The following is a 26,210-nucleotide window of genomic DNA, read 5'->3' on the forward strand; positions in this document are numbered from 1 at the left end:
CCCAATGCCCAATTCCCTCAAGACCTCGCTAATGGTCGAATATTAGCTTTATAACTAGCATTATCCAAGCCATATTTTCCATTACTGGGTTGAGAGTTAATTGCACGTCTGAGGGCATTGATGCGATCGCTGGTTCCGGGGTGTGTACTCAAAAATGTCGGAGCAGAACCACCCTTTTTCAGTAGCTTTTGCATAAAAGAAACCATCCCAGACTGGGCATAACCAGTACGTGTCAAAGTTCGTAGTCCTCTTTGATCAGCCTCAAATTCATTTTTACGACTGCGTGGCAAGTCTCGCGCTAACTGTACGCCAATTTGCACCGCTGAATTTCGATCTAAGCCAGCTGCTGTTAATAGACCACTTTCGAGGGCTTTTTGCTGCATCTGCTTAACTACGTGTTTTCCGCCAATGTGACCAATTTCATGGGCGAGTACACTTGCCAGTTCCGCTTCATTGTCTGCGGTTTTCAGCAAACCCGTGTGGACATATACATAGCCGCCCAAGGTCGCAAAGGCGTTAATGGTGTCATCCTCAACTATCTGGAAAGTATAGGGGAGATCGGGGCGATCGCTATTCGCTGCTAAACGCCGACCAACTTGCTCTACATAACGATTAACTTCGGGATTGCGGTAAAGCCGCACTTGACTACCGACTAATTCCTGATTAATCTGCTTACCAAGATCAACTTCTTGATTAGGGGATATATTAGAAAGCTGAAATGCCTGAACTCCTTGGAGTAGAAGAGGCAAGAAATCTAAAGTTCTTCCAGGCAAAGGTGTACTCAGGCACAGACTCAGGGCGACTACCACCGAAATTAGGGGATAAAACCAGCGCCGCCGCCACACACGGTAATTTCCAACAAAACCTTTCCAATTGAACATAATACGCTCTGAAGATTATTCCGGGAGAACATAACAATGATGAGATAAATTATCAGACGGATTTAGAGTATTCTAAGTTGCATTCTGCACTCAAGACCAAAGGAGTTGTTATACAGATAATCTTGACGCAAATCTACCGAACTGCGGCAGGCTAGGGATTTTATCTAGAGATAGGCTTAAACAATAGATTTTACTTTCTAGGTGCGTCAGTATTAACAGGTAAAGCTTTGAGGGTTAGCTACCGCTCCTCGGAAATTACGAACTCGTGATAAACTGTCGCATAACCGCAACCCCCGGATACTTTGAGTTATTACCAAATAGGTAAAATTGCCGTTTCCATCGAAAACTTTCTTGCTACAATCCATTACTTCGCTATTACATCGGAAAACTTTTTATGGCTATTTTAGATTCAAAAGGTCGCTTGTTTGGCAAAATAAATCTCCTAGATTTAGGTGCGGCGCTGGTAATTCTGCTAGTTATCTTTGGCATCTTTGTCTTTCCTGGCACTTCTGGTTCTGTTGCCCAAGTCGGTGCGAAAACAGTACCCATAGAAGTAGACTTAGTGGTTCGCGGTTTGAATGTACGTGACCCGCAAAAATTAATCGAAAATGGTTTAAAAAAAGGCGAGAAAACTAATGTGATTATCCGTAATCAACCCTACGGACAGATTGAAATTAAATCTATTCAACAGCTACCTAGAACAATCAATGTTTTCCAACCTGATGGTACTGTTAAAGAATTGCCAGATCCCAAGACCAACAATTATAGTGCAGATTTTCTTTTGACTTTAGATGGCAAAGCTCAAGTCACTGAAAATGGCCCAGTTCTGGGTAACAGTAAAGTGAAAATTGGGATGCCATTTGAGTTAGAAGGCTTTAACTATAACTTCAATGCAACTGTCATTGATATCAGATTGAAAGACAAATAGTATTGTCACTTTTGTTGATAATATTTTTCTGTTGCAATCTTATTAAACATCTGGTGAAAAAGAATGTAGAGACGCGTTAGCGCAGCGGGACGTTAGCGTAGGGGGGCGTTCGCTAACGCGTCTCTAAGAGTTGCCCAGTCCAATTTCGCGTCTCTACTACTCATGTTAATTAAGCAAAGGCAAAAATTTGCGAATTAACCCGATTGTCACTGCTGGCAATTCTAACTGTGGTGTTAATCCGACATCTTCCAACTGTTGAAAAAATCGGATCGCTTGGGGATTGATTTCGGCAAGGCGACGACCAATTGAGGGCCCTGTAAATTCTGACTTTTGTCCCCAAATAATGGCGGTGGGAGTGGTCAAGTTCTGAATGTAAAGGGATAAATCAAAGCATAAATCGCCACGTACAAAGGACAGTGCTGCATACTCAGCATTAGGCTGTTGGGCGGATTGGAGATAAGCATCTACAATTTCTTGGTAGACTCGATTGGATTGAGCAAATTGCCGTTGCTCTAAGAAGCCGCGAATACCACCACTAGTAGCAACTCCAGTGCTGTAAAGTAAACGATCAACAATGGGAACGCTAACTAACTGGGCAAAAAAACTGCGTGAGTAGTCTTCGCCAAAGTCGGAAAGTCCGGCGGGGCTGGTAAGAATTAAAGACTTGAATAAATCAGGATGATCTGCTGCTACCCGAATTGTAAATGCTGCGGTCAAAGAAGAAGCGATCGCAGTTACTGGCCCCGTACAAGTCTGCTCGAAAAACTCCCGAATCGTCGTCAAATAATCCTCAATCTTATAACTCCGTGCTGGATGTTCAGACCTACCCCAACCGAGCAAATCTGGCGCAATGACCCGATATTGGGCGGCAAAAGCTGGATAAACTTTCGACCACTCATAGGCAGAAGATCCACCACCAAAGCCGTGCAGGAACACCAAGGTTTCCCGATCATCTTTGGCAGTCACATCGTCCTGCCAAGGCGCTCCAGCAGCAGTATAATATACCTTTCTACCTAGTGAGGTATTTATGGAGCGTTGTTCAAATCCTATTGGTTGAAACATAAGTATTTTTTGTTGACTGTAGTGATTCGTTGGCAGAAGTGAAACAAGATACCTGGGACGCAGGGACGCAAAGAGAAGATTTGATAATTTCTTCGCCTCCCCTTGAGTCACCCTGGATATTTACGAGTAGATTAAAAAGTACTCAATACTTGTGTACTTAGTAAGAGCAACGCCCCTTGTAAGCGGTCTTTTAACTCAGCACTTTTCATGTGTTTAGTTCAAACTCCTCACTCATTGTTATTATCAGCGAAGTAATCACTCTAAGACTTCTCGCCACCGTCAGATTAAGTAGATATAAAATTACTAGACTACTTATAAAGATTTGGTAATTTTTTTTCATCAAAAAAAGTAACTTAATGTTGGAATTACTGCTTTATAAGGGTTTCTCATGGTAGCGAGTATCACTCCAGCGTGAATCCAGCATAAGTTTTTATGGTAGTCTATCAAAAAACCCATAAATAATTTTGAGCGTCAACAATAGTTAAAACGCTTATTAAAATAAGCTATTACTTCTACTTCTATACGTAGAAACAATAACTTTTAATGTATAACTAATCTGATTATTATCTAAGTAATAGTAAGGCGGGATGTCATGGGAAAGCAGGCTACTCTTCAATCAAATAAACTACCAACGATTGAAGACGCTAAATTTGCGCTTGACAACTTTAATATACAAAACGAAATTAAAGCTTCAGCTTGGCGAGGTCAGGTCGAGCCAGCTATTGATGCTGCCAGACTTACTGTACCTACTTGTATTTCTTTAGACTTAGAAGACTTGAAGTGTTTTGAAGCAGTAGAGCGCCAATATGAACGCTGGGGAGTTATTTTTCACAATTCTCTAGCAATACAGCCATCAAATCCAGCATTTCCAACCTATTCAGGGTTAACAGTCTTAATGGGAGCGCCCAAAAGCGGATTTTTAGAAGCTACTTTCTTGCGTCCAGTTAACTCGGTTAGTGCCTTTGTCACTAGTTCGCAACGGCTAGTGCTTTCCGCCTACGATCGCGATCGGCAACTACTCGCTCAAACTGCACTACCCGGCTCTAATCTTGCCAACTCAGACTCGGCAATTTCCCCCAACACCTTATTATCTATCGATGTGAATAACATCTACAGCGTTACCTTCTGTGCTTTTGATGGTCAATTCACCCTTGATAACTTTCGTTTTTGTCTTTAATTAGCACTTACGTACAAGATGCCCTTGCTCTGAGCGATTTAAAATGGTATCTTTGTTTGCGCCGTGCTGTACTAGTCTACTATCCGTCCATAAAACCGGGCATCTTGTGGTTTGGGCCTTCATCCTTTCTTCATCCATAGTAAAACTTATACAATAGGTAATTTCGTAATCAAGTAGGTAAACACTGTGGCACAGGCTTCGTCTTCTTGGCAGCAATTGATCAACCAAATCCCCAACTGGAACTGGTCGCTGACAAAAATCAAGACAAAGGGAGCCATAAAGCAGCAAACATTTAAGCGCTTTTCTGGGCCTGGGGGATTTCTTGGGTTCCTGACAATCGTGATTGCTATGTTGTTGTGGAACTGGAAACTGCTATTGGCTCTCTTAATCGGCGTTGGAGTAATGGTATTGGTTTACTCAATGCAGGAGTGGGACTGGCAATTGCGCTGGTCTAAAATACGTAAGTTCTTAAATAGTTCAAATCGTCGGTTAGCCTTAGCAGTCATCAGTGGTGGTCTTGCTACTGTCAGCACTTACATGGCAGCAGCAATATGGGTTGACTCTCAAAGTCCCTGGATTGCCGCTGGTGCTATTGTGCAAGGTGTGGGAACACTGTTAACTTTAATTTTATTGGGATGGCAAATTGTCAACTTCTATGAAAATCGAGAAGAAGACCACCTCGATCAGTTGTTGGTGAATTTAACAGAAAAAGATCCATTGAAGCGGTTGATTGCCCTACGTCAACTAACTAAATTCATCAACCGTAAGCGAGTTGATTCTTCAGTGGAGCAAGATGTTGTCCAATGCTTGCAACTTTTACTGAGTCGAGAGGAAGAAGTTGTAGTTCGAGAGGCAGCTTTTAAGAGTTTACAAGCTTGCGATCGCCTACAAGTCGTAGCCCCCAAAATAGCAACAACTTTTACACCCGTATCAGCAAAAGTCAAGCATCACGTTTATTAATCATTTGTGATTTGTGATTTGTCATTGGTTAAATGATCAGTCTTAATTAATCCCCAATCCCCAATCGCCAATCCTTATTTTCGAGACAGCCTTCCATTGTGAACTTGCACTACGGGATGATTGCATCGCCGCACCAATTGTTCATCGTGGGTGGTAACAATTACCGTAGCCCCAAAGGAATTTAACTTCTGGAGAATCTGGATCACTTGCCAGGAATTATCTGGATCGAGATTTCCAGTAGGCTCATCTGCCAACAGTAGCGGTGGTGTACCAACGATCGCACGGGCAATACTCACCCGCTGTTGCTCTCCCCCAGACAGTTGATCTGGAAAGCAGTCAGCTTTACTCAGCAAACCTACCAGTTTTAAGGTTGGCTCTAAACGTCGTTGAATTTCTTTACGGGTATACCCTTGAGCTTGCAGCACAAAAGTGACATTTTCCGCTACTGTTCGTTGGGTAATCAGTTTGTAGTCTTGAAACACAATACCAATCCGTCGCCGCAATAATGACAAGCGATCGCCCCGCAAATCCGCTACATTACATTCATCAATAATTACTTGTCCCTGTGTAGGCAACTCCTGGCCATACAGCAGTTTCAAGAGCGTTGATTTACCAGAACCACTTGGCCCCGTGATAAACAGAAATTCTCCCTTTTTTACCTCAAGGTTCGCATTCAATAAGGCGTGAGTGCCATTAGTATAAGTCTTGGTTACAGATTGCAATTGCACCTTTGTAGTCGTATTGCTACCGTGCTGTTGAGTCTCACTGTCCTCTCCATGAAAGGATTTGTCTTTCTTAACTTGAGTTGTTAATACTGGCATTGTTAAATTTTCCTCATACCCACAACCAAACAGTTTGCCTGCTCAGATGTGACATTCCTCTCAAAATAAGGATTCCCAGGTTTCGCCTGGGAATTTAAACTTCAACAAAGAAAATTTAAAATTTTTTGAAGACTTTAATACTAACTAAGTAATAACACCCAGTACTCCCCACTCTCAACTAATTGCACCCCTTGCTGTCAAACGATAAACAAACGCTTTCACAGCAAAGGCTGGCAAAGCCAACATCCGCCGCCAGCGCCAAGGTTCTTGATAAAGGCGATACAACCATTCCAAATTATTATTTCCTAACCAGGCGGGAGCGCGAGTTTTAGTTCCTGACCAAATATCAAAACTGCCACCAACGCCAATCCAAATTGCTTGAGGACACAAATGGCGGTTTTCGGCAATCCATAACTCTTGACGTGGCACTCCCAAACCGACAAAAATCACTTCTGGCTGCAATTGAGCAAGAGTTTGTCGCAATTGTGCTTCTTCTTCTGGAGAATGGTAGCCTGAGTGAGTGCCTACTACATTCAAATCTGGAATTTGCTGCTGCCAAAAATCTGCTGCATTTGCCGCTACTCCAGGCGCTCCTCCATAGAAAAATATCTTTGTCCCTGTCTTTTGTTGCCCAAGTGCTTGCAAAAGTTTTTCTGCTAATTCAATCCCTGGAAAACGCTGTACTTTTTGCCATAATAGCCAGCGTAAATACAGAACAACCCCGGCTCCATCTGGAATCACCAGTTCAGCATTTTTAATCACCTGAGCTAATAATTGATTTTGCTCTGCCTGCATAGTCATTTCTGCATTGAGCGTTACGACATGAGTTCCTCTGCCTGTGTGCAGGCATTCTAACAACCAGCCTGGATAGTCAGCCATCACATGAACTGGTATTCCCAACACTAAAAATGCTTGATTGCCGTTAGACATAGCCTATTCTTAAGTAATCCTCACACCAGGTTTTGCATGAATGTTAAGTTTATCAAATTTTTTATATTAGAACTTAGGCAGGAGAGATTCCCCATTGCCCTGCAACAATAGAAAGTAAACCATATCTATTTTGAGAACCATAGTTTTTAAAAGTAGTGCGAAGAACTTGCTCCCTGCTGGTAGTAGACATCCCTGCTGGTGTAGCGGGCAAGATGCCCGTACTACTCCTCTGTTTCAAAATGGACGAAATTTAAACTAATTAATCTTGGGCGCTTGTACTTGGGCTGAACCAGTCTAACTTTTATTGTTAAAGTGTAATATTCACTTAGTATAAAACGCTCAACTCGCAACTCTAGTTCCGGGAATAGAAGCCCCCACTATACTGCTTGCGGTTAGTGTGGGAGTATGTCACGAAACTCGACTTTATGGTTATAGTGTAACGGGCTGAAGTTGGCTATGAGTAAAATTCGTATCGCTCTAATTGAAGATCATGACCTAACTCGTGTAGGTATTCGGACAGCATTACAGCAAAAGGATGAAATTGAAGTTGTAGGTGAAGCTGCCAATGCTGTTGAGGGGCTAAAAATGTTAAAAATGGTACGACCAGATATTGCGATTGTAGATATTGGTTTACCAGATAAGGATGGTATTGAGTTAACACGGGAGGTGAAATCTACTACAAATGGACAGCAGCTACTCACAAAGGTGTTAATTTTGACGCTGCGGGATAACAAAGAAGCGGTGTTGGCAGCTTTTGCTGCTGGTGCAGACTCTTACTGTATGAAAGATATCAAATTTGATAATTTGCTGGAAGCAGTGCGAGTCACTTACAATGGCAACGCTTGGATCGATCCAGCGATCGCTCGGATTGTATTACAACAAGCGCAACAAAATCCCCAAAAGTTAGAATCGGCTTTGGTCGATTCCAAGACTATTGCCCCTAACCCTAATTCTTTTGAGAATCTGGAAGGAATTCAACCTTACACCCTGACAGAAAGGGAATTGGAAGTGTTACAGTTGATTGTCGAAGGTTGTAGTAATGCACTAATTGCGGAAAGACTTTATATCACAGTTGGCACTGTTAAAACTCACGTTCGCAATATTTTGAATAAGCTATGTGCCGATGACCGTACCCAGGCAGCAGTCCGCGCCTTGCGTTCTGGGTTAGTTGGATAAATTTAATTTTGGTGTGGAGCAATTGCAGATGATCAAGGGAAACTCACAACTTTGAGAAAGTTATATTTTCAAAGTGAATGTCTTCTCTGATTTTCTCTTATTTATTAGGTGGGATAAACATCACACTATCTCGCCATTCAAATATGTGAAAAAAAAAGTCAAGTATGGCTGAGATCGGGACAGACAAACTTAAGCTGATGGTGGTAGATGATGAGTCAGATAACTTAGATTTACTCTACCGCACTTTTAGGCGAGATTTTCAAGTATATAAAGCCAATCATGCCTTTGCTGCTCTGGAAATGTTGGATCAATTTGGCGAAATGGCGGTGATTATTTCTGACCAAAGAATGCCAGAAATGAATGGCACTGAATTTTTTAGTCGCACCGTAGAACGCTTTCCAGACACGATTCGGATTTTGTTAACTGGTTTTACTGATGTCGAAGATTTGGTGGATGCGATTAACTCTGGTCAAGTCTTCAAGTACATTACCAAACCCTGGAATCCGGATCGGCTGAGAGGGTTAGTTGAGCAAGCCACTGATACATATCGCTTAGTTAAAAAGCGCACCCAAGAGTTGCGTCGGGCCCTGCGGCGAGAATCTTTGTTTAATGCGGTAACAACAGCAATTCGGGAATCTTTAGACTACGATAGTATGTTGCAAAAGATTGTAGCAACTATTGGACAAACATTTGAAGCTACCAGTTGTTTGCTCAAACCAGTAGAGGCCGATCGCCTTACACAAGATGAGTTCTTCTACCGCGATCCGAAATCCGATGTATCAGATTGCTTCTTCGACGCCAGTGTTTTAATCGAAAAGGTGCTGGAAACCCGTCATTATCAACTTGCTCAAGATGTATATAACGGTAATCCTTGTCACCACGTGGTTGTGCCACTTTGCTACCATCAGCATCTGTTGGCTGTGCTGGCCCTCCACCAATGGGGACGCGATCGCCCTTGGGAAGACGAAGATATCCAACTGATTGCAGGTGTTGCCGAACAAGCAGCCTTAGCCCTTTCCCAAGCAAAACTCTACCAGCGCCTCCAAGAAAAGCAAGAGCAGATTCACAATGAGTTGGAAGTGGCTCGTCAAATTCAATACAACCTGCTACGCCAAAGTTTACCTGACATCAAAGGTGTGAAGGTACAAGCCTGCTGCTATCCCGCGCGAGAAGTAGGAGGCGATTTTTTTGAAGTTTTTGTCCATCCTAAAGGTGACTTGTGGTTGGCAGTGGGTGACGTTTCTGGCAAGGGCGTCCCAGCAGCTTTATTTATGGCTAGTATTATTTCAGTTTTGCGCCGAGAATTATCTCAAGAGACACCAGCAGAGCCGAATGTGGTCATGCAAAACCTCAACCACGCTCTCAGTGAAGATTTAATTAGCAACAATTATTTTATCACTCTTGTGTTGGCCTGTTATACCCCTAGCACTAAGGAACTCGTCTACACTAATGCCGGTCATATATATCCACTATTATGGTCACGTTGCTCGGCTTTAGCCGAAAATCCCAATTACCTGAAAGTTCGCAGTGTTCCTTTAGGGATCTTACCTAAGTGGCAGGCACTATCTGGTCGCTTGGTTCTCGCGGCTGGAGACACATTGTTACTAGCTAGTGATGGAATTACAGAAGCGATGGTATCAAATAATCCTGATTCAACAGTAAAAACGGAGGCTGGAGTTGAGCCAATGAACCGTTCGATGCTGAATCAAGATGGTCTTTGGCAACTCTTACAACAAGAGCAACAACCACTTTCTCTTAACCATTTATTAGCTCGCATCCAGGCAGATAATCACGTTCAAGAAGATGATCAAACTATACTTTCACTGGAGATTTTGTAAGTCATGAAAAGTGAGCTTCATGTACCAAGTGACTTGAATTTTCTTAATATTGTCGAAAACTGGTTGTTGGGATGTTTGAAAATCCAGCTAGGAGAATCTGTGGATTGGTCGCGACAATCAAGTCGTCTGAGACTGGCTTTAGTGGAAGCCTACTCTAATGCAGTCCGTCATGCCCACAAGGACAAACCAAATTTACCGATTTTACTGCGTTTGGAAGTGAAAGACCGGGATTTTGCCCTAGAAATTTGGGATTACGGCGAAGGCTTTGATATGTCTAACTACTACGCTCCAAACCCGATGGAAAAACAAGAAGGTGGTTATGGTTGGCTGATTATGAATCGTCTCATGGATAAGGTAGATTACCAGTTGCAAATTAATGGTGCTAACTGTCTGAAGTTACAAGCAACTTTACCCGAATTAATCCAATAAAAAAAAGCTACTCTTTTGCAGGTAATGTGATTTATACTTATTTGCTATTTTTCACGACGTAAAGAAAGTAACTCTTGGGGAGAAGCTAAAAGTTTGATTCTAGTATAGAAAATTTGCCGTTGTTGGTTGAGGATAAATAACCACAAGACATTCACACTACACCACGAAGTTTGTGCTTTGCCTGTTACCTGGACTTGGATATCACCATTTTCTAAAGTCTCGGCTATTCCTGCGTTGGGGTAAGCTTGAATGTTTTGACCTTCTTGTTTTAAGTAAGCTGCGATCGCAGCTATCCCCACAATATCAGATTCAAATGGCGGACGCATCACACCATCTACCGCAAATAAGGCAGCAGTTGCCTCAAATTCTCCTGCATTTAAGGTTTGAAAATAACGCAGTACACTTGTTTCTGTAATTCCCTCAATCTGGAATTCTTCTTTAAACTGCGCTGGCGAGATAAATTCAGCAGAGGTCATAAAATTATCTGTATTATACTATCTGAATATTAATTTCAATACAAAAATAGGTAAAAAAAAAGCTGCTATTGAGATAGATTGCTACATATTAATAAATCTTCCTTAGGATGGAAGTCTTAGAGGATGTTTATAAAGTCTAATTTATTACTCGCCGAGCGAATATAATTCGCGGCTACGACAAAACCCACCTCCCTGGGTTAGAAAACCCTTGATTTTGCATTAGTCCACGGAGGTAGACTTTACTTGTGTAGTCGCGAATTATATTCGCCCAATACTTTTAAAACAGGCTATATAGCGGTTCTCAGTTGAGTGAGATACAAGAACCCCACCCCCAACCCCCTCCCCGCTCTTCGAGAGGGGGCTATGACGTACCTTGTATGATTAGGAAACGCTATATGTCGGCTAAGTAACAAATCTTAATTAAAGGTATTAACCACATAATGTATAATTAAAACGCCTTTATTTAGGCAAAATCCAGATAAAAAAATGAATCAGTATTCCGTAACGAGCAGCAGTCTGGTGAAAGAAAAAGCCAGCGAGTTGGGCTTTCACAAAGTTGGAATTACTGCTGTAGATCAAGTAAATGCCACAGAAGCGCAGAGGTTGCAAGCATGGATTGAACTAGGTTATCACGCTGATATGAAATGGATGGCTAACCCAAAGCGTCAGGATATCCGCTTAGTGATGCCAGAGGTGCGATCGCTTGTGTGTGTAGCGCTGAATTACTACACACCACATCAACGTCCTGAAAGTGAGGAATACGCCAAAATTTCCCGTTATGGTTGGGGAAGGGATTACCACAAGGTGATGCATAGAAAACTCAAGCAGCTATCTATATGGCTAGAATCACTTGATGCAGGTGTATTAGCTCGTTATTATGCAGACACTGGCCCGGTGCAAGATAAAGTGTTGGCTCAACTTGCCGGAATTGGTTGGATTGCTAAGAATGGTAATGTGATTACACGGGAATATGGCTCTTGGGTATTTTTGGGAGAAGTGTTGACCAATTTAGAGTTAGAGAGCGATCGCCCGCATACAGAACACTGCGGTAGCTGTACTCGTTGTCTTCAAGCTTGTCCCACAGGTGCAATTACTCAGCCTTTTGTCGTGGATGCTAATCGCTGCATTGCTTATCATACCATTGAAAATCGGGACAAGGAATTGCCAGAGACAATTGCACCTCATTTGCAAGGCTGGGTTGCTGGTTGCGATATTTGCCAAGATGTTTGCCCTTGGAATCAACGTTTTGCTCAAACAACTGATATTGCCGAGTTTCAGCCTTATCCTGGGAATATTGCTCCCCACCTGCTAGAATTAGCCCAAATCTCAGATCAGGAGTGGGATAAACGATTTCCAGCATCTGCCTTGCGGCGGATTAAGCCAGAAATGTTACGACGCAACGCCCTAGCTAATCTTGACGCATCCAGGCAGAAGAATGACCCAGAAAGTAATTATTTTTGATTTTGATGGCACAATTGCTGATACAGTAGATGCCCTTGTAAGTATTGCTAATCGTCTAGCTGTAGACTTTGGTTTTAGACACATAAGTCCAGAGCAATTAGCCCTCCTCAAGAACTTAACATCTAGGGAAATTATTAAGTACTCAGGAGTTTCTTTATTTAAGATACCTTTTCTAGTTAAAAAAGTTAAAGGAGAATTAAAAAACAAAATCCCAGAATTAAAGCCAATTCCGGGAATTAAAGAAGCATTAACAGAACTTCAAAATCAAGGATATAAACTGGGTATTATCACTTCTAATTCTAAAGAAAATGTTACGCAATTTCTCACAATCAATAATTTAAATCACCTATTTGATTTTATCTACTCAGGAATTACAATTTTTGGCAAAACAACTATTATAAATAATGTCTTGAGGCAAAAGCAACTCAAACCTCAAGAAGTTATTTATGTTGGAGATGAAACTAGAGATATAGAAGCGTCAAAAAAAGCAAATATCCAAGTGATTGCAGTCACTTGGGGCTTTAACTCACCGGAAGTACTAGCCAAGCAAAATCCAGATTATTTAATTCAGCAACCTAGCGAACTACTAGAAGTGATGAATAGTCGTTAATTAATAAATAGTCAAAAGTCGATAGTGAGAATATTAACAATTGACAAATGACCAAAACAATAGGGTGGGTTATGTATGTCAATAACCACCCTACAAAATAGCAAGATATGAGGAAAAATTAATTTTTCCGTTCACCCTTTTCTAAAGCTTGTTGTACTAGATCATCACTGACATTAGTTACACCCTCAGTATTAGAATTTCCAACCTCCTTTGCTAACTCTAGAAAATCATCAGGATTGCCAGTTGACTGTGTTTGAGTTTTTGTCTCTTGTGGTTTAGAGGTTTGATATTTAGGCGCAGTAGCTGATTCGGCTGCTGCTTCACCTTTACCTGTGCGATCGACTTCACTCACGCTGAATTTTTGTGCAGCTTCATAGTCAGCATCAAAATCTACCGTTGGTGCTTTTTCTTCACCACTAGCTATGCTTTCAGCAGCTAATTGGGCCTCATGGGTGGGAGCTTCATTAACATTGGGCTTTACTTCATCAGGCATAATTAAAACCTTAGATTAAATTTTTATTGTTTGCTTGAGTAAGCATAGCAAAGCAATTCGCTGCTTTCTTACTTCCTTGAGAGAGACTTTTACCTCTATTAAAAGGTAGATTAAAGCTACAATTTGCGATTAATATAACTCTTTCTATCGATAGTAGAATCTGATTCTCCAACTCTGGTAACAATTAGTTTGGCCTATTAAATTATTTTGGAAACAAATAATAATGACTGCAAGTTACGACAAAAGTATTTCTCAAGCTCAGAGCAATGAAACTCAAAAATTTGTGGATGGGTTTAATGCCTTAGATACCGATGCCAAATTAGCTTGGTTCTATTTTGTTTATGAAAAAATGGGTGATTCGATCACACCAGCGGTTCCTGCTGCGGCTGAACCAGAGTTAGCACCAATTCTGCTAGGAGATTATTTTGAATTATCCGATGAGCAGCAACTAGATATTATGCGGGATATCGTTAACCGCAAAGACACAGAATATTCTCGTGCTTATGGGGCGATAAAAGAAAACAACCAGTTGTTAGTTTGGTATGCTTGGGCGGTAGCTATGGGAGATACGGTGGTTGACTTACCAGCTAGTTACCAGCCAAGTAAGGCAATTAATGATCTGCTTTCCCAAATTGAAGGATTAGATTTTGAAGAGCAAATTTCAGTGTTTCGGACAATAGCTGGTGAAGTGGGTTACACCGATGTTAAGCCGATCGCAACGCAAGCAGAAACTGGAAAAACACCGAGTTTGTAATCAGCCTTGGCGACTAGAAGTCGCGGCTACACAAACAAAGTCCGCGTAGGCGGACTTTAAAAACCTACAAGACAGCCAACTGACTCAAGTCGGTGGGAGTCAGGTTGGAGTGTACTACTTGACCATCACGGAACCAAACGATGCGATGGGTTTGACGGGCAACTTCTGGTTCATGAGTTACCATGACAACGGTAATTCCACTGCTATTAAGTTCGCCAAAAATATCTAAAACTTCTTGGGTTGTGCGCGAATCAAGTGCGCCTGTGGGTTCATCGGCGAGTAGTACTACGGGACGATTGACGATCGCACGGGCGATCGCTACTCTTTGTTGTTGTCCACCAGATAGTTGAGTTGGTTTGTTGTTGAGACGATTTGCTAAACCCACTCGCGTCAATGCAACTGTTGCGCGATCGCTTCTTTCTTTGGGATTTACACTAGCATACACCATTGGCAGCATGACATTTTCTAATGCTGTTAGTTGGGGTAATAAATGGAATTGTTGGAAGACAAACCCCAGCTTTTTGTTACGGATGTGTGCTAAAGATTTATCATCCATTTGCGCCACATCAATATTATCTAAGTAATAATGTCCGCCTGTGGGACGGTCTAGACAGCCGATAATATTCATGGCTGTGGATTTACCTGAACCAGAAGGCCCCATAATTGAACAATATTCGCCTTCGTGGATAGTCAAATTCACATCGTTGAGTGCTTTGACTTCAGTTTCGCCACTGCCATATATTTTAAAGATATTCTCCAAACGAATAATTGTTGATTTCGGGACGGGATTGGGAACTAGAGAATCGGTAATTGAAATAGTGTTTGCCATAAGGATTTAGTTATTTAGTTGGTAGAGAGGCAATTATAGCGATGTCTTACAACAAGCCGCTTCTACGCTCGTTTGTATGGCTTTGCTACCCAAGGCGAACTGTAGGCGCTGTTCGTTCATAGTCAGGTGCAAGTATCATGTAACTATGACTTGTTGGCGATCAGGGCAATGTTTCTTCTTAATGTTGTAATGTTAGAGGATGTTTTAAAAGTGATTTGCTGTAATTTTAGGCACTTTTAGATCCCCCCTAACCCCCCTTAAAAAAGGGGGGAACCGGAATCAAAGTCCCCCTTAAAAAAGGGGGGAACCGGAATCAAAGTCCCCCTTAAAAAGGGGGGAACCGGAATCAAAGTCCCCCTTAAAAAGGGGGATTTAGGGGGATCTAAAAGCTTTTGCTACCAACCAGAGGACTTTTAAACATCCTCTTAGAGAGAAACGTTGTAATGTCTCTTATTAATGTTGTAATGTTGGTGAGAAACGTTGTAATGTCTCTTATTAATGTTGTAATGTTGGTGAGAAACGTTGTAATGTTTCTTCTTAATGTTGTAATGTTAGTGAGAAACGTTGTAATGTTTCTTCTTAATGTTGTAATGTTAGTGAGAAACGTTTTAATGTCTCTTCTTAATGTTGTAATGTTGGTGAGAAACGTTGTAATGTTGGTGACGACAAAATAAAATTGCGTAGGCGTAGCCCGTCGTAAGTATCGCTTCATTAGTAAAAGTCAAAATGATTTATAGTGTTTCCTAATCATAGAAGGTACATCTTAGCCCCCTATCGAAGAGCGGGGAGGGGGTTCTTGTACATCACTTGGGCCGAGAACCGCTATAGTGAATTACTTAGCGAATATTTCTTTACCTCAATCCAATCAGGAAGATTAAGTTTTGCCATCCCATTACTAAGCACTTCTCAAAGCCACAATGGGATCGAGTTTAGCAGCGCGACGTGCAGGAACAACGCCAAAGAATAAACCAATACCTCCAGATACACCAACTGCCATAGTAATCGCTACAGGAGAAAGACTCGCTTCTAAAGGAGTCAAGGCTCCCACTAATAGGATGCCACTAACACCAACCGCAGTCCCAACTAAACCGCCAGCTGCGGAAACTATTATTGCCTCAATGATGAATTGTAGCAAAATATCTTGCTCAGTTGCCCCGATCGCTTTTCGCAATCCGATTTCTTGGGTGCGTTCGGTGACGGAGACTAGCATAATATTCATAATGCCAATGCCGCCAACAAACAACGATATGCCAGCGATCGCAGCTAGCATAATTGTTAATGCACCTGTAATTTGACCGACAGTTTGCAATGCATCTTTTTGGGTGCGAAGAGTAAAGTCATCTTCACCATTAATTTTGTGCCGTAGACGCAACAAATTAGTAATTTGAAATTCTGCTGCATCCACACTCTCTGAATCACGAGCGGCAGCAACGAGATAATCTAAGGCGATACCATAAGGAGAATTCTTGCCCACAAGTCGGTTTGCTGAAGTCGTAATCGGTATTAAGGCAGCCTCATCATAATCTGCTCCCACGCTGGAACCCTTGGCTATTAACGTCCCAATTACCTGAAAGCTGGTATTTCCGATTCGCAATTGCTGACCTGTGGCGTTACTATTACCGAATAGTTTTTCTGCCAAGCTTGCACCCAGCACAACGACTTGGTTACTTCGCTTGATGTCTACCTCAGAGAAAAATCTGCCTTTAGCAGTTTCAAAATCTCGCACCGATAGGAAGTTGGGAGTTGTGCCAATGATGTTGACATCAGTGTTTTTGTTGCGGTATGTAATTACCTGTCTTCTGTTTAACTCTGGTGCAACTCCTACTACAGTTGGTACTTGAGAGGCGATCGCATCCGCATCTTGCAACACCAGAGTTTTTGGGACTTCAAAGGATATCCGCTGAGTTTCTCGATTACCTGGAATCACAAACAGCACATTTGGCCCTAATGACTCCAGTTGTTTATTCACGTACTTTTGCCCACCTTCGCCAATGCCAATCATGGCAATTACTGAGGCGTTACCAATAACTATACCCAGCATGGTGAGAGCGCTACGCAGCTTATTTGACAGCAGGGTTTTCCCCGCCATTTGGACACTTTCTAAAAAATTCATGTCTTAATAATTATAAATTAGGAATTATTCTGTTTCTCTTTTGCCTTCTCGATTTTGTAGTCTTTAGGAGGGTTAACAAATATGCGATCGCCCTCTTTAACTCCCTCTAAAATCTGAGTTTGGTCTTGGATTTGCGCCCCAACTGTAATTTCGCGGAACTGGGGCTTATTGTTTGCATCTGGTATAAGTACACCAGTTTTACCCTTTTCGGTGACAATTGACACCGTTGGTAACACTAAAGCATTATTAACGCGATCGCCTAAAAAAGTCAGATCCACATTTAAGCCAGAACGCAGTTTATCTGTACCAGTATCGAGAGCAACCCGCACCTGGAAGGATGTCACACCTTGTTCCACCACTGCTTCGGGAGCAATCAGGCGCACATGACCTTTAAAAACTTGATCGGGATAAGCATCGGCGACAATTTCCACCTGCTGTCCCTGTTTCATTCTGCCAAGATCGGCTTCGGGAACTTGAGCTAATATTTCTAAACCCCTTGCTACTGCGACAATTGAACTAGAAGTTGCTGAGGCACTAGTAGAAGCAGAGGTTGTGGGTGTGACAAAAGCGCCTGGTTCGGCATACTTTTGGGTAACAATTCCCGACAGAGGAGCGCGAATAATAGTATCTTCCAACTGCACTTGTACACCCTTTAACTGAGCCTCAGCAGATGCGACAGCGGCTTGACGCTGGACAATTTCTTCAGAACGGGTGCCATCTTCTAACAGTACCAATGCTGCCCGTGCTTCATTAACAGCGGCTTGGCGTTGGTCGATTTCTTCACTCCGAGTGCCACTTTGGACTAACGACAATCGTTTTTTAACTTCTTCTAAATTGGCTCTAGCACTTTTGTCTTCGCTGACGGCTTGATCGAGTAATTGTTTTTTCTCTGCTCCCTCTTTATATAGATATTGGTAACGCTTTACCTGTTCATTGGTGTAATTCACCTTTGCTTGAGCCGCATCCACTTGGGATTGAGATTGAGCAATTTCTTGGGGACGATTACCAGCCTTAGCCGCAGCTAGTTGGGCTTGAGATTGTGCTAATCGCGCCTTTGCTTGAGCGATTTCTTGAGGACGACTACCAGCAAGGGCTTCGGCTAGCTGTGCTTGACTTTGGGCTAAGTTAGCACGATACTGGCTCCTTTGGGCTTCAATACCTGCGCTATCCATCCGGGCGAGAATTTGCCCTTGTTGAATGCGATCGCCTTGTTCGACGTATAATTGCGACAGCACTCCGGGATTCTTCGGACTAATATTTACGCTCTTAACTGGCACGACTTTGCCACTAGCTGTAATCCGCAACGTGACGTTTTGTGCTGCAACTGGCACAGTTAATTGAGCAATATCTTCTTTATTTGCCCCTTGATTTACCAAAGTGTAAGTTGTTACAGTACCCACAACCAAGGCACTTCCTGCTATCAGCCCAATCAGCCAGCGTAATGGATACTTAACTTTGCCAATAACTGGAATTTCTATGTACGTAGCCATATTATAGAAGCCTGTAAATCTTGCTGTATAAGAATATTTTTTAGTTAGAGGACAAGTGGATAATACGGAATTGTTAAAACTTTGAGATTAAATTTTTATCACTCAATTAACAACCAGACAGATAATTCTCTACATAGTTGCTTAATCTTCCTTCATACTAGGCATTAGTATTTCTGTATGTCTTCACCTGAAAGGGTGACTTTAGCCACAGCATATTAGTGCAATTCTGAACCATTCCTAAGAAACAAGATCCCCGACTTTTCAAAGTCAGGGATCTACAGCTTGCAATTTTCACAAATCAAATAGGATTAATTTTCGTAGTGGCGTGGCAAGGCTAAAATGTTGCAAAAAAATAAAATTGCTTTGTTGGTTGGAGGCTTTGCGTAACCCAACATCCTGACCAACATCCTGATATGTGTTGGGTTGCGCTCCGCTCCACCCAACCTACAGCTTGCTACTAACGCACCGATGGTCTACCTTAATGAAACCAGTCTTTAAGAGGATGTTTTAAAAGTTCTCTGGTCGGTAGCAAAACGTTTTAGATCCCCCTAAATCCCCCGATAAATTGGGGGACTTTGATTCCGGTTCCCCCCTTTTTAAGGGGAGCCAGCGCGGTCTTCTCTACGAGACGCTGCGCGATGGGGTCTCCCCAAGTGGAGCGACTGGCGTGGGTTAGGGGGGATCGAGAAGTGCCTAAAATTACAGCCGAACACTTTTAAAACATCCTCTAAGGTGGATGAAACCAGTTCCGAGGTGGATGAATAAGTATCTTTAGCTATCCAGTCTAGAAATTTATTTCCGGGCGAACAAACAACGCAGATGCTTAAACTTATTGACTAGTGTAAAACTAGTACCTCGTGGCGAAAATTTTCCGCTATATTTTTCTGTGCTTGATTCTCAACTATGGAAACAAATTTGTCAATGTCTAATGGTTTAATTAAATATTCTTCAAACTCTACATCTGGAATTTGATCACAAGTACCTGTGGTAGAGGTTGAAGTCACAATAATCGGGATATAATTACCATTGTCTCCTTCTATAGCATTCAGTGTATTCAGCAATGTATAAATACTTTCACCTGAAAACCTAATTTCAGAGACCAGGATGTTGGGAGTGAACCAACGCAGGATTTCTACAGCTTCCTTTACCGAACCAGCAGTAATCACATTTGCGCCCAGGTCTTCGAGTAAAAACGCGTATAAATCTCTACTATCGCGATCGTTGTCTACAACGAGTACTTGTATACCTTTGAGTATCCCTACTGTCAAGCAAAAGTCATTGATTAAATTCATAATAAGACCTGCGATTAGGACTTTAAGGGCAAAGTTGGCTGAAAAATCCGTACTCTTAAGGAGGCGAGAGAAGCAGATAGGTCAAATAAAAAGTAGTAGAGAACCATTTAATGGTTAAAACTACTAGGCTCTGTTTTTATACTATGAACGGGTGTTGTTTGATTTCCTAAATGAGTTGATTAACTACGACACAAAACGTAGGAAAACTTTTTAATTAACTAAAATGGCTGTAAAGTTTTAACGAACAAAACTATTGCCATTCCCTGTCCTCAAGTTCCTTCTGAGGCAACAATAAGGTCGCTTCAATTTCCTGTCTGATGGCAGATGTTACTTCACAATTGGTATGGAGGCAATCAAGTAGTAACTGATTGGCATCGTAGTACCGTTGCAGCACTTGCTGTTGTTCATGGCTAAACTGCCACTGGTGATTAATATTGCGATAATTAATGATTGTCATCTTTAACTGTTCAGCCCAAGCTGAATAGTTCGTCTGCGACCATAGCTCAAACCGTTCTTTACTTTGGCGAGAATTTGGCAATTGGTCAGAGAGTTGTTGCAGAGATTTATACAGTCCAACATCCAGAACAATGCCGAGAATGTTCGAGAGAGCATCTCCACAGGCGTGGATGTGGGCAAAGTCTTGGCTTCCATCAATTGCACATTCCAGCAGCAGGTCATCTAAAGCCGTATCCAGAAATATTCCCTGGTCGAGGCTGCTGGCTAGAACAAAGTGAGAAGCGATGTGAGGAGTGCGACTCAAGGCAAGGTAAAAGGCTCGAATTGTTGCCTCTTTTGGTTGGCTTGGAATAGTGCGAGATTTTTGGCTAGCCCAGGTCAAAAACTCTTGTAAATAAGGGTCTTGGCTAACCAATGCATCAATCTGTTGCTTCATCAACTGTACCAGAGAGTCTGCACTTCGGAGCATAGTAGCTGTTAACAAGAAGATTTCGTGCCAGTGCGGGTCAGTAATGTGACTAACTAATCCTTCCAGAGCTTGCCCAAATGCCTCTAGGTTATAGCTGGCAACGATTTTTCTTGCTGTGAAGTATTCTTGAAAGGCCAGATAGGAGAAGGAGAAAATTCCCCGCGCCCGTTCTGCCAGTAGCCCATGTTGAGCCTCGATTGCTTTCAGGGCTGCTTCGCTTTCTATTTGTAGTTCCTCTGCATCCATTGGCACGTTGGTCAGATTCTGAATATAGTCACCAATGTATTGTTCAACGATGCGTTGCTCAAAAAAGTACTGCCCTTGCTCAAATGTTGCTGCGGCAATCTGACTCAATAACTTGAGCTTTTGTGGTAATAAAAACCCTCGGTAAACCTCATCCCGTTCAATGCCTCTGGCTTCATCCCATTTGCCCAATAGAAGGTCTAAACCTTGCTTATAAAAGTCAGTCCGCTTAGTCGGAAATTTTTCGTGCCCATGAAACACCCAACAGGCAAGATGCAGAAATAGGGGTGTGACTACAAGCTGGCGAAATTGCCAGTTTTCATCTAAATCCAACTTTTCAATAAACTGAAGCGATTGTGCCTCACCATCTTGAATGTTGGTCTTGCTAAAGGTCACAAACCATTTTTGAGCGAAGTTTTGGATTTGTTCTGAGGTAAATGGAGCAATCTCAACATCGGTAAAGCCTCGGAGTCTGAGTTTTTGAGATGCTGTTCGACAGGTGGCCACGAATTTATTTTTGTGATACTTTTCTGAAAATCTACGAATTTCGCTTAAGACAGTATTGCTTTGTTGGTTAAGAATTTCATCCATACCATCAAGCAACAATAATACTCTGCCCGCATTCAGCAAGGTTTCGATGACTAAGGGATCTAAAATTTCATATGTGAGGAACTCCTGGCGGATGTATTTTAATAGACTGAACTCGTTGGTGGCTTTAGATTCTTCAGTAAAATGTTTCAGGGTGATGAAGATTGGCACTTGATTCGCCGCAAATTCACCTCGGTTACATTGAATGGCGAGATGTTGTAAAAAGGTGGTTTTACCTACTCCTGGTTTGCCTAACACCCTAAGCTTGGAGTATGTTTCAACTGCCTCAGTACCAGATACCTGGTTCTGGTCAGCCTCACCTAAGCCGAAACGGTCAAATTCTTTGGGAGCAAGGTTTTGCAGATCAGTGATTTCTAACCACTGAAGGCTGGCAATCTCCTCCAAAATATTTACATCTATATATATGTCATCGATCGCAACTGGACGGCCAATATCCAATAATTGCAAAATACCACACTGGTCTTGAATTTTTTCGAAGCGTTGCGATCGCACTTGTTGCACTAATTTATCAATATCCAGCACAGGGGGCCAGCTGTATTCTTCCAGTTCCAAGAATTCTGCCGGCGGATTAGTAGCAATCTCTCGCCAATTCAGTGACAACACCGAACAAATTTCAATAAAGGTATGACGCTCAACTGGACGACCACTGAAAAACCGCCAAATCGGTTGTCTAGTCTTGAGGTTGACTTCTGCGGCTAGATTGTCTTGTGTCCACCCCTTGCGGGCAAATGCTTTTTTAGCCTCTTGAATCCCGGTGAGTGATGCTTGGAGCGATCGCTTGACCATAGACAAAAACCCTGCTCCTCAAATTATGAATTAAAATTTTATTAGCATCTGCAAGTTTAGAGATTTTTATGTTATATCACCGATCTACTCATTAAAAATTATACACAATACCAGGTCTACTCTAAATTTTTCAACCTTTTGTATTGAAATCAAACGTTACACAGTCATATTATACATTTTTAACTTTCGGCAAGACCGGAATTCAAACACTTCTCTGTAATACTTAAGATAGATTAAAGGGTTATTTAGTAATTACTTTATTGATTTTAGGTACATAAATATTATCTCAACATATTTATCTCTCCAGAGAATTTTAGGATTCAAAATAGTGAACTTATTTATATTATTAGATTTTTGACTCCAACTTAAATAAAAATATGAGTTTATTGTCAATTAAGAAAGTATATAAAATTATTGAGATGGCTGAATTAATTTATGGAGGGATGATTTCTGGGAAAATCAACCAACCAATAACATTTATAGATAAATTATCTTATTATTTAGAGGATTTAAACATCACAGAAACATTTTCAGTCAATGGACTACAAAAATATATTCATGAATTATCTCAGGAAGAAAAAGCAGAGGTAATAGCTTTGATGTGGCTTGGTCGAACTGCATCAAGTGAACAAGCACAAGACTTTCCCAATTTGGTTAAACAAGTAGTAGAGCTTATACCTCAAAATTATGCAACCAGTTATATTATCGAAAAACCCCTTTTAGCAAAATATCTGCGAACCGGGCTTCAAAAACTAGATATTTGCACTTCTGCTTTCTCCTGAAAAACCGTCAGGACATCAGGCTGACATTGTTTGACTAGTGCAATGATGTCTCTGGCTTCTTCCTCATATAAGTCTTCGACGTAGCCAGTTCTAGAAAGTTGTGCCTCTCTTTCAGTATCAAAAGGGCCAAAATAATAAGTACAGCGGGGAACGGCGGTGTTAATTTCTACCCACCAGGCAAACTCTGGCTGATTAGATTCAAATAAATTCATGAGGGATACCAATGGTTAATTAAACTTGATTAAAGATAGTCTTTGTTGCTAGATTAATCTAGCTTTTTTGTTGGGTGTTAGATGAGTTAAGACACGGAGGCGATCGCCAGCAATTGGATCTAGTATAACTACCGTAGATAGCATTATCGGATAAGTTTATAATTCAGTATGTTGTTTGCTAAACTGGCATTTCCTGATGGCAGTAGCGACAACGCCAGTAAGCTCCTTCCGAACTCAGATGACGGAGTAAAGTATTTGAACAGCAAAGGCAACTATATTTACCCCTGAGAAATCGAGTGATTTCTGTAGATATATGATCTTGACTGCAACCAGTAATCAAATTATTGGGACTGATTAATAGAGGTTTCATTTTCAAAGCCTAAATTGTTAAATTTATTTAGCTAATGTTGTTTTGATTGTTCAGGCAACTTGGAAAATAAATGATCTTGTCGTCTAAAGTATTTACTAAAAAAACATTAAAACAGACCTAAATCCCCAGCCCCATTACCTAAATAGATATCTTGTAAAAGTCCCTAACACCCCACACGCCAGATGCTCCACCAAGACCGCACTGGCTCAACTTAATCCCCTCCTCTTACCAAGGGGAAGGAAGAAAAAGCACAGCTTTGGCGGAGTGGGGTTCAAATTTTGTGATTTATGCAAGAGGTCTAATCTAAGGAGGGAGTCAAAGCCTATCTCTCCTAAGAGGTTGTTTGAAAAGTGTTTCGCTGTGACTTTAGGCACTTTTAGATCCCCCCTAACCCCCCGATAAATTGGGGGGAACAGGAATCAAAGTCCCCCTTTTTAAGGGGAGCCACTGCGGTCTTCTCTACGAGACGCTGCGCGATGGGGTCTCCCCAAGTGAAGCAAGTGGCGTGGATTTAGGGGGATCTAAAACTATTTGATACCGACAATAGGACTTTTCAAACATCCACTAAGAAGAGAGGTCTAATATTTAGCTTGGTTGAATTACTTAAAATATACCTAGATAGTTATGAGCTAGTTACTATAAATAGTTTCTACCCAATAGATATTATTCACTATCTATATATTTTATTTATTTACCGAGGAATCAACAATGATGTGGATGACACCGTTATCATTAGCAGCATCGGGTTTTGAGACTGTGAGGCACGATCTACCTCAACATTATTGAAAGGTTCAATTTTCAAACTTAAAGCTTCAATGGGCTTTATGGGCATCACCTTGCCGGAAACGATGTGATACGTCAGCACTTCCTGGAGCTTATTGATATTGTTAAGCAACTTCTCTACAGTATCGGGTGGAAGCTTTGCAAAAGCTTGATCTGTGGATGCAGAGGCGATAAACGAGTCAACACCTTTGAGAGTATCGATCAAATTGGCAGCCTTGATTGCATCAATCAGGTTGCTAAAAGAACCAGCGGTAACGGCAGTATCCATAATATCAGCGATTTATTTCACTTGGTTGTGTGTAATTTGCTAATTAGTTTCTAGCATGACATCCTAGTGTTAGAAATAGTGTTTGAGTAAGCGGTTGAGTAGTGTATAAATTGTATGATTTGAGATAAAAAAAATTAAATAATTAAAATACAGTGGAATTTAAGAGTTAGGAGTTTGGAGTCAATGGAAAAATATTGTTAGCGACAATCCAAAATTTTTTATTAGGTTTGTGGTGGATTGTAGAAGCCATAACATACTCTACACTATACCTCTTGCATAAATAAATAGAACCCCACCCCGACAAAACTACGCTTTGTCTCCCCTCCCGAAGAGCGGGGAGGGGAGTTAGAGGGACTTTTGTAAGATATCTAAGTAGGTAGACATAATTAAATATAAAATAAACTCCTAGTTTGTAGTGAGCGATTTATAGCTCAGAGCAAGGATTATCAGGACTAAAGTCCTGACTACAAACTTTAAATTTATTTATGCCTAGATACTTACTATAGGACTAGTATTTGATTTTTGAAATGCACGTAGTGGACTGTCTACGCAAAATAGTGCATTAGACGTAGGTTGGGTGGAGGCTTTGCGTAACCCAACTGATTATCAGGATGTTGGGTTACGCAAAGCCTCCACCCAACAAAGCAATTTTTTTGCTGATTATCAGGATGTTGGGTTACGCAAAGCCTCCACCCAACAAAGCAATTTTTTTGCTACTTTTGTAAGATATCTACTATCTTCAATTATTTAGAGTTGATTTATAAAGTAAATCAAAAGTTAGGGTGTGTTAGGCTAAAGCCATAACACACCGCCCCTACGACTATCACGTAAAAGATCAGCGCTAAATTAGTCCTGCAATTCAATTATTTACAAAACTAATATAGTAGAGGTTTTAGTTATTTCACTTTTTCAAAACTACATGGAAGGAATTTAAATACCCAGTAATGGTTTTAGCTAATGTCTTCTGCTGTTTTTTTGTAGTTATTGCCATTACTTGATATAATCTTCCTTCGGCAACATACATTCTACTTATAGTAATTTTCCCTCCAGAATTGATGTACTCAATTTCTTTGCCGGGATGATTATTGGAACTACGAATATTTCGCTGACTAATTAAATTACTTTTCGTAGTCTTTAAAGCCATATCCCGTGCATTATTAAGTACAGCTTGGGGATCAGCCATTTGACCGTAACTATAAGGAAAATCATTGTAAGCAACTATGTATGCTACTTGCTGTTTTGGTGGTTGAGCAACAAATATTTCTAAGTTAATTTCCCCCATGTAGGTTTTTTGGGATTGGGTATTTTTGTTGGGGCTTCCCGGCATCAAAATAGTAAAGCGTCCATCTGGAGCGGTATACAATTTCCATTGTGGCTGCACGGGTTGAGAAACGGTTGGTTTGACAACAGCCTTTGGAGGTTTGGGTTGACGCGCTTCCACGAGAACAGAGCCACCACAGACAATGGTGGCGGCGATTAGTGGCAACAGACTTTTAACTGTCATAAATTTTG

23 protein-coding genes and 1 pseudogene are annotated in these 26,210 nt (G+C 41.4%); 10 read left to right on the forward strand and 14 right to left on the reverse strand.

The window, feature by feature from the left end:
• Positions 1–17: 17 nt before the first annotated feature.
• The gene (locus tag V7K62_RS29835; RefSeq protein WP_334870605.1) at positions 18–881 is read right to left on the reverse strand and encodes a M48 family metallopeptidase; all 864 of its coding nucleotides are present in this window, start codon (positions 879–881) and stop codon (positions 18–20) included.
• A gap of 394 nt (positions 882–1,275) precedes the next feature.
• On the opposite strand from V7K62_RS29835, the gene V7K62_RS29840 reads away from it, so the two are divergent.
• The gene (locus V7K62_RS29840) at positions 1,276–1,809 is read left to right on the forward strand and encodes a DUF4330 domain-containing protein (RefSeq protein WP_334870606.1); all 534 of its coding nucleotides are present in this window, start codon (positions 1,276–1,278) and stop codon (positions 1,807–1,809) included.
• A gap of 165 nt (positions 1,810–1,974) precedes the next feature.
• Here V7K62_RS29840 and V7K62_RS29845 read toward each other — a convergent pair whose 3' ends face one another.
• Positions 1,975–2,871, reverse strand: coding sequence for an alpha/beta fold hydrolase (locus V7K62_RS29845; protein ID WP_334870608.1), 897 nt, complete (start codon positions 2,869–2,871; stop codon positions 1,975–1,977).
• 592 nt (positions 2,872–3,463) lie between these two features.
• Here V7K62_RS29845 and V7K62_RS29850 point away from each other — a divergent pair.
• Together V7K62_RS29850 and V7K62_RS29855 are read left to right on the forward strand one after the other, a co-directional pair.
• Positions 3,464–4,048 carry a hypothetical protein gene (locus tag V7K62_RS29850; protein WP_334870610.1) on the forward strand — a complete coding sequence of 195 codons (585 nt, stop codon included), beginning with the start codon at positions 3,464–3,466 and terminating at the stop codon, positions 4,046–4,048.
• A 186-nt stretch (positions 4,049–4,234) separates the two neighbouring features.
• Positions 4,235–5,008: an armadillo-type fold-containing protein gene (locus tag V7K62_RS29855; protein WP_334870612.1), complete on the forward strand. Its 774-nt coding sequence runs from the start codon at positions 4,235–4,237 to the stop codon at positions 5,006–5,008.
• 74 nt (positions 5,009–5,082) lie between these two features.
• Here V7K62_RS29855 and ftsE read toward each other — a convergent pair whose 3' ends face one another.
• Together ftsE and V7K62_RS29865 are read right to left on the reverse strand one after the other, a co-directional pair.
• Positions 5,083–5,829, reverse strand: coding sequence for a cell division ATP-binding protein FtsE (ftsE, locus tag V7K62_RS29860; RefSeq protein WP_334870614.1), 747 nt, complete (start codon positions 5,827–5,829; stop codon positions 5,083–5,085).
• Between the two features lie 174 nt (positions 5,830–6,003).
• On the reverse strand, positions 6,004–6,759 hold the full coding sequence (locus V7K62_RS29865; protein WP_334870616.1) for a WecB/TagA/CpsF family glycosyltransferase: 756 nt from the start codon (positions 6,757–6,759) through the stop codon (positions 6,004–6,006).
• Between the two features lie 456 nt (positions 6,760–7,215).
• Between V7K62_RS29865 and V7K62_RS29870 the strand changes: the two genes are divergently transcribed.
• The 3 genes from V7K62_RS29870 (at position 7,216) to V7K62_RS29880 (ending at position 10,202) form a co-directional block, all read left to right on the forward strand.
• A complete protein-coding gene (locus V7K62_RS29870) occupies positions 7,216–7,935 on the forward strand; it encodes a response regulator transcription factor (RefSeq protein WP_334870618.1) in 720 nt (239 codons plus the stop codon).
• A gap of 164 nt (positions 7,936–8,099) precedes the next feature.
• A complete protein-coding gene (locus tag V7K62_RS29875) occupies positions 8,100–9,773 on the forward strand; it encodes a SpoIIE family protein phosphatase (protein ID WP_334870620.1) in 1,674 nt (557 codons plus the stop codon).
• 3 nt (positions 9,774–9,776) lie between these two features.
• Complete coding sequence (locus tag V7K62_RS29880) at positions 9,777–10,202, forward strand: ATP-binding protein (RefSeq protein WP_334870622.1); 426 nt, start codon at positions 9,777–9,779, stop codon at positions 10,200–10,202.
• Positions 10,203–10,246: 44 nt separating this feature from the next.
• Here the strand turns inward: V7K62_RS29880 and V7K62_RS29885 are convergent, their stop codons facing one another.
• Positions 10,247–10,678: a ketosteroid isomerase family protein gene (locus V7K62_RS29885; RefSeq protein WP_334870624.1), complete on the reverse strand. Its 432-nt coding sequence runs from the start codon at positions 10,676–10,678 to the stop codon at positions 10,247–10,249.
• A 486-nt stretch (positions 10,679–11,164) separates the two neighbouring features.
• Here V7K62_RS29885 and queG point away from each other — a divergent pair, with 486 nt between their 5' ends.
• Together queG and V7K62_RS29895 are read left to right on the forward strand one after the other, a co-directional pair.
• On the forward strand, positions 11,165–12,139 hold the full coding sequence (gene queG / locus V7K62_RS29890) for a tRNA epoxyqueuosine(34) reductase QueG (RefSeq protein ID WP_334870626.1): 975 nt from the start codon (positions 11,165–11,167) through the stop codon (positions 12,137–12,139).
• Positions 12,114–12,749 (forward strand): HAD-IA family hydrolase, encoded by a 636-nt coding sequence (locus V7K62_RS29895; protein ID WP_334870628.1) that lies wholly within the window; start codon positions 12,114–12,116, stop codon positions 12,747–12,749. The genes queG and V7K62_RS29895 overlap by 26 nt, the downstream gene beginning before the upstream one ends.
• 118 nt (positions 12,750–12,867) lie before the next feature.
• Here the strand turns inward: V7K62_RS29895 and V7K62_RS29900 are convergent, their stop codons facing one another.
• On the reverse strand, positions 12,868–13,242 hold the full coding sequence (locus V7K62_RS29900; protein ID WP_334870630.1) for a hypothetical protein: 375 nt from the start codon (positions 13,240–13,242) through the stop codon (positions 12,868–12,870).
• A gap of 223 nt (positions 13,243–13,465) precedes the next feature.
• Here V7K62_RS29900 and V7K62_RS29905 point away from each other — a divergent pair, with 223 nt between their 5' ends.
• A complete protein-coding gene (locus V7K62_RS29905; protein ID WP_334870632.1) occupies positions 13,466–13,996 on the forward strand; it encodes an orange carotenoid protein N-terminal domain-containing protein in 531 nt (176 codons plus the stop codon).
• 64 nt (positions 13,997–14,060) lie between these two features.
• Here the strand turns inward: V7K62_RS29905 and V7K62_RS29910 are convergent, their stop codons facing one another.
• The 5 genes from V7K62_RS29910 to V7K62_RS29930 form a co-directional block, all read right to left on the reverse strand.
• Positions 14,061–14,825, reverse strand: a complete 765-nt coding sequence (locus V7K62_RS29910) for an ABC transporter ATP-binding protein (protein ID WP_334870634.1) — start codon at positions 14,823–14,825, stop codon at positions 14,061–14,063.
• Between the two features lie 895 nt (positions 14,826–15,720).
• Positions 15,721–16,938 (reverse strand): ABC transporter permease, encoded by a 1,218-nt coding sequence (locus V7K62_RS29915; RefSeq protein WP_334870636.1) that lies wholly within the window; start codon positions 16,936–16,938, stop codon positions 15,721–15,723.
• A 17-nt stretch (positions 16,939–16,955) separates the two neighbouring features.
• Complete coding sequence (locus tag V7K62_RS29920) at positions 16,956–18,428, reverse strand: efflux RND transporter periplasmic adaptor subunit (RefSeq protein WP_334870637.1); 1,473 nt, start codon at positions 18,426–18,428, stop codon at positions 16,956–16,958.
• A gap of 836 nt (positions 18,429–19,264) precedes the next feature.
• Positions 19,265–19,720: a response regulator gene (locus V7K62_RS29925; RefSeq protein WP_334870639.1), complete on the reverse strand. Its 456-nt coding sequence runs from the start codon at positions 19,718–19,720 to the stop codon at positions 19,265–19,267.
• A 250-nt stretch (positions 19,721–19,970) separates the two neighbouring features.
• On the reverse strand, positions 19,971–22,283 hold the full coding sequence (locus V7K62_RS29930) for an NACHT domain-containing protein (RefSeq protein ID WP_334871137.1): 2,313 nt from the start codon (positions 22,281–22,283) through the stop codon (positions 19,971–19,973).
• A gap of 419 nt (positions 22,284–22,702) precedes the next feature.
• On the opposite strand from V7K62_RS29930, the gene V7K62_RS29935 reads away from it, so the two are divergent.
• Positions 22,703–23,065 carry a DUF3775 domain-containing protein gene (locus tag V7K62_RS29935; protein ID WP_334870641.1) on the forward strand — a complete coding sequence of 121 codons (363 nt, stop codon included), beginning with the start codon at positions 22,703–22,705 and terminating at the stop codon, positions 23,063–23,065.
• Here V7K62_RS29935 and V7K62_RS29940 read toward each other — a convergent pair.
• From V7K62_RS29940 to V7K62_RS29950, 3 genes and pseudogenes are all read right to left on the reverse strand, one after another.
• Positions 23,029–23,277, reverse strand: coding sequence for a DUF1816 domain-containing protein (locus V7K62_RS29940; protein WP_334870643.1), 249 nt, complete (start codon positions 23,275–23,277; stop codon positions 23,029–23,031). The genes V7K62_RS29935 and V7K62_RS29940 overlap by 37 nt on opposite strands.
• A 1,053-nt stretch (positions 23,278–24,330) precedes the next feature.
• Positions 24,331–24,710 (reverse strand): annotated as a pseudogene (locus V7K62_RS29945) (fasciclin domain-containing protein).
• Between the two features lie 889 nt (positions 24,711–25,599).
• Positions 25,600–26,202, reverse strand: a complete 603-nt coding sequence (locus tag V7K62_RS29950; protein ID WP_334870645.1) for a hypothetical protein — start codon at positions 26,200–26,202, stop codon at positions 25,600–25,602.
• Positions 26,203–26,210: the final 8 nt, after the last annotated feature.

Origin of the sequence: Nostoc sp. (assembly GCF_036917935.1) — a bacterium.
Lineage (GTDB): Bacteria > Cyanobacteriota > Cyanobacteriia > Cyanobacteriales > Nostocaceae > Nostoc.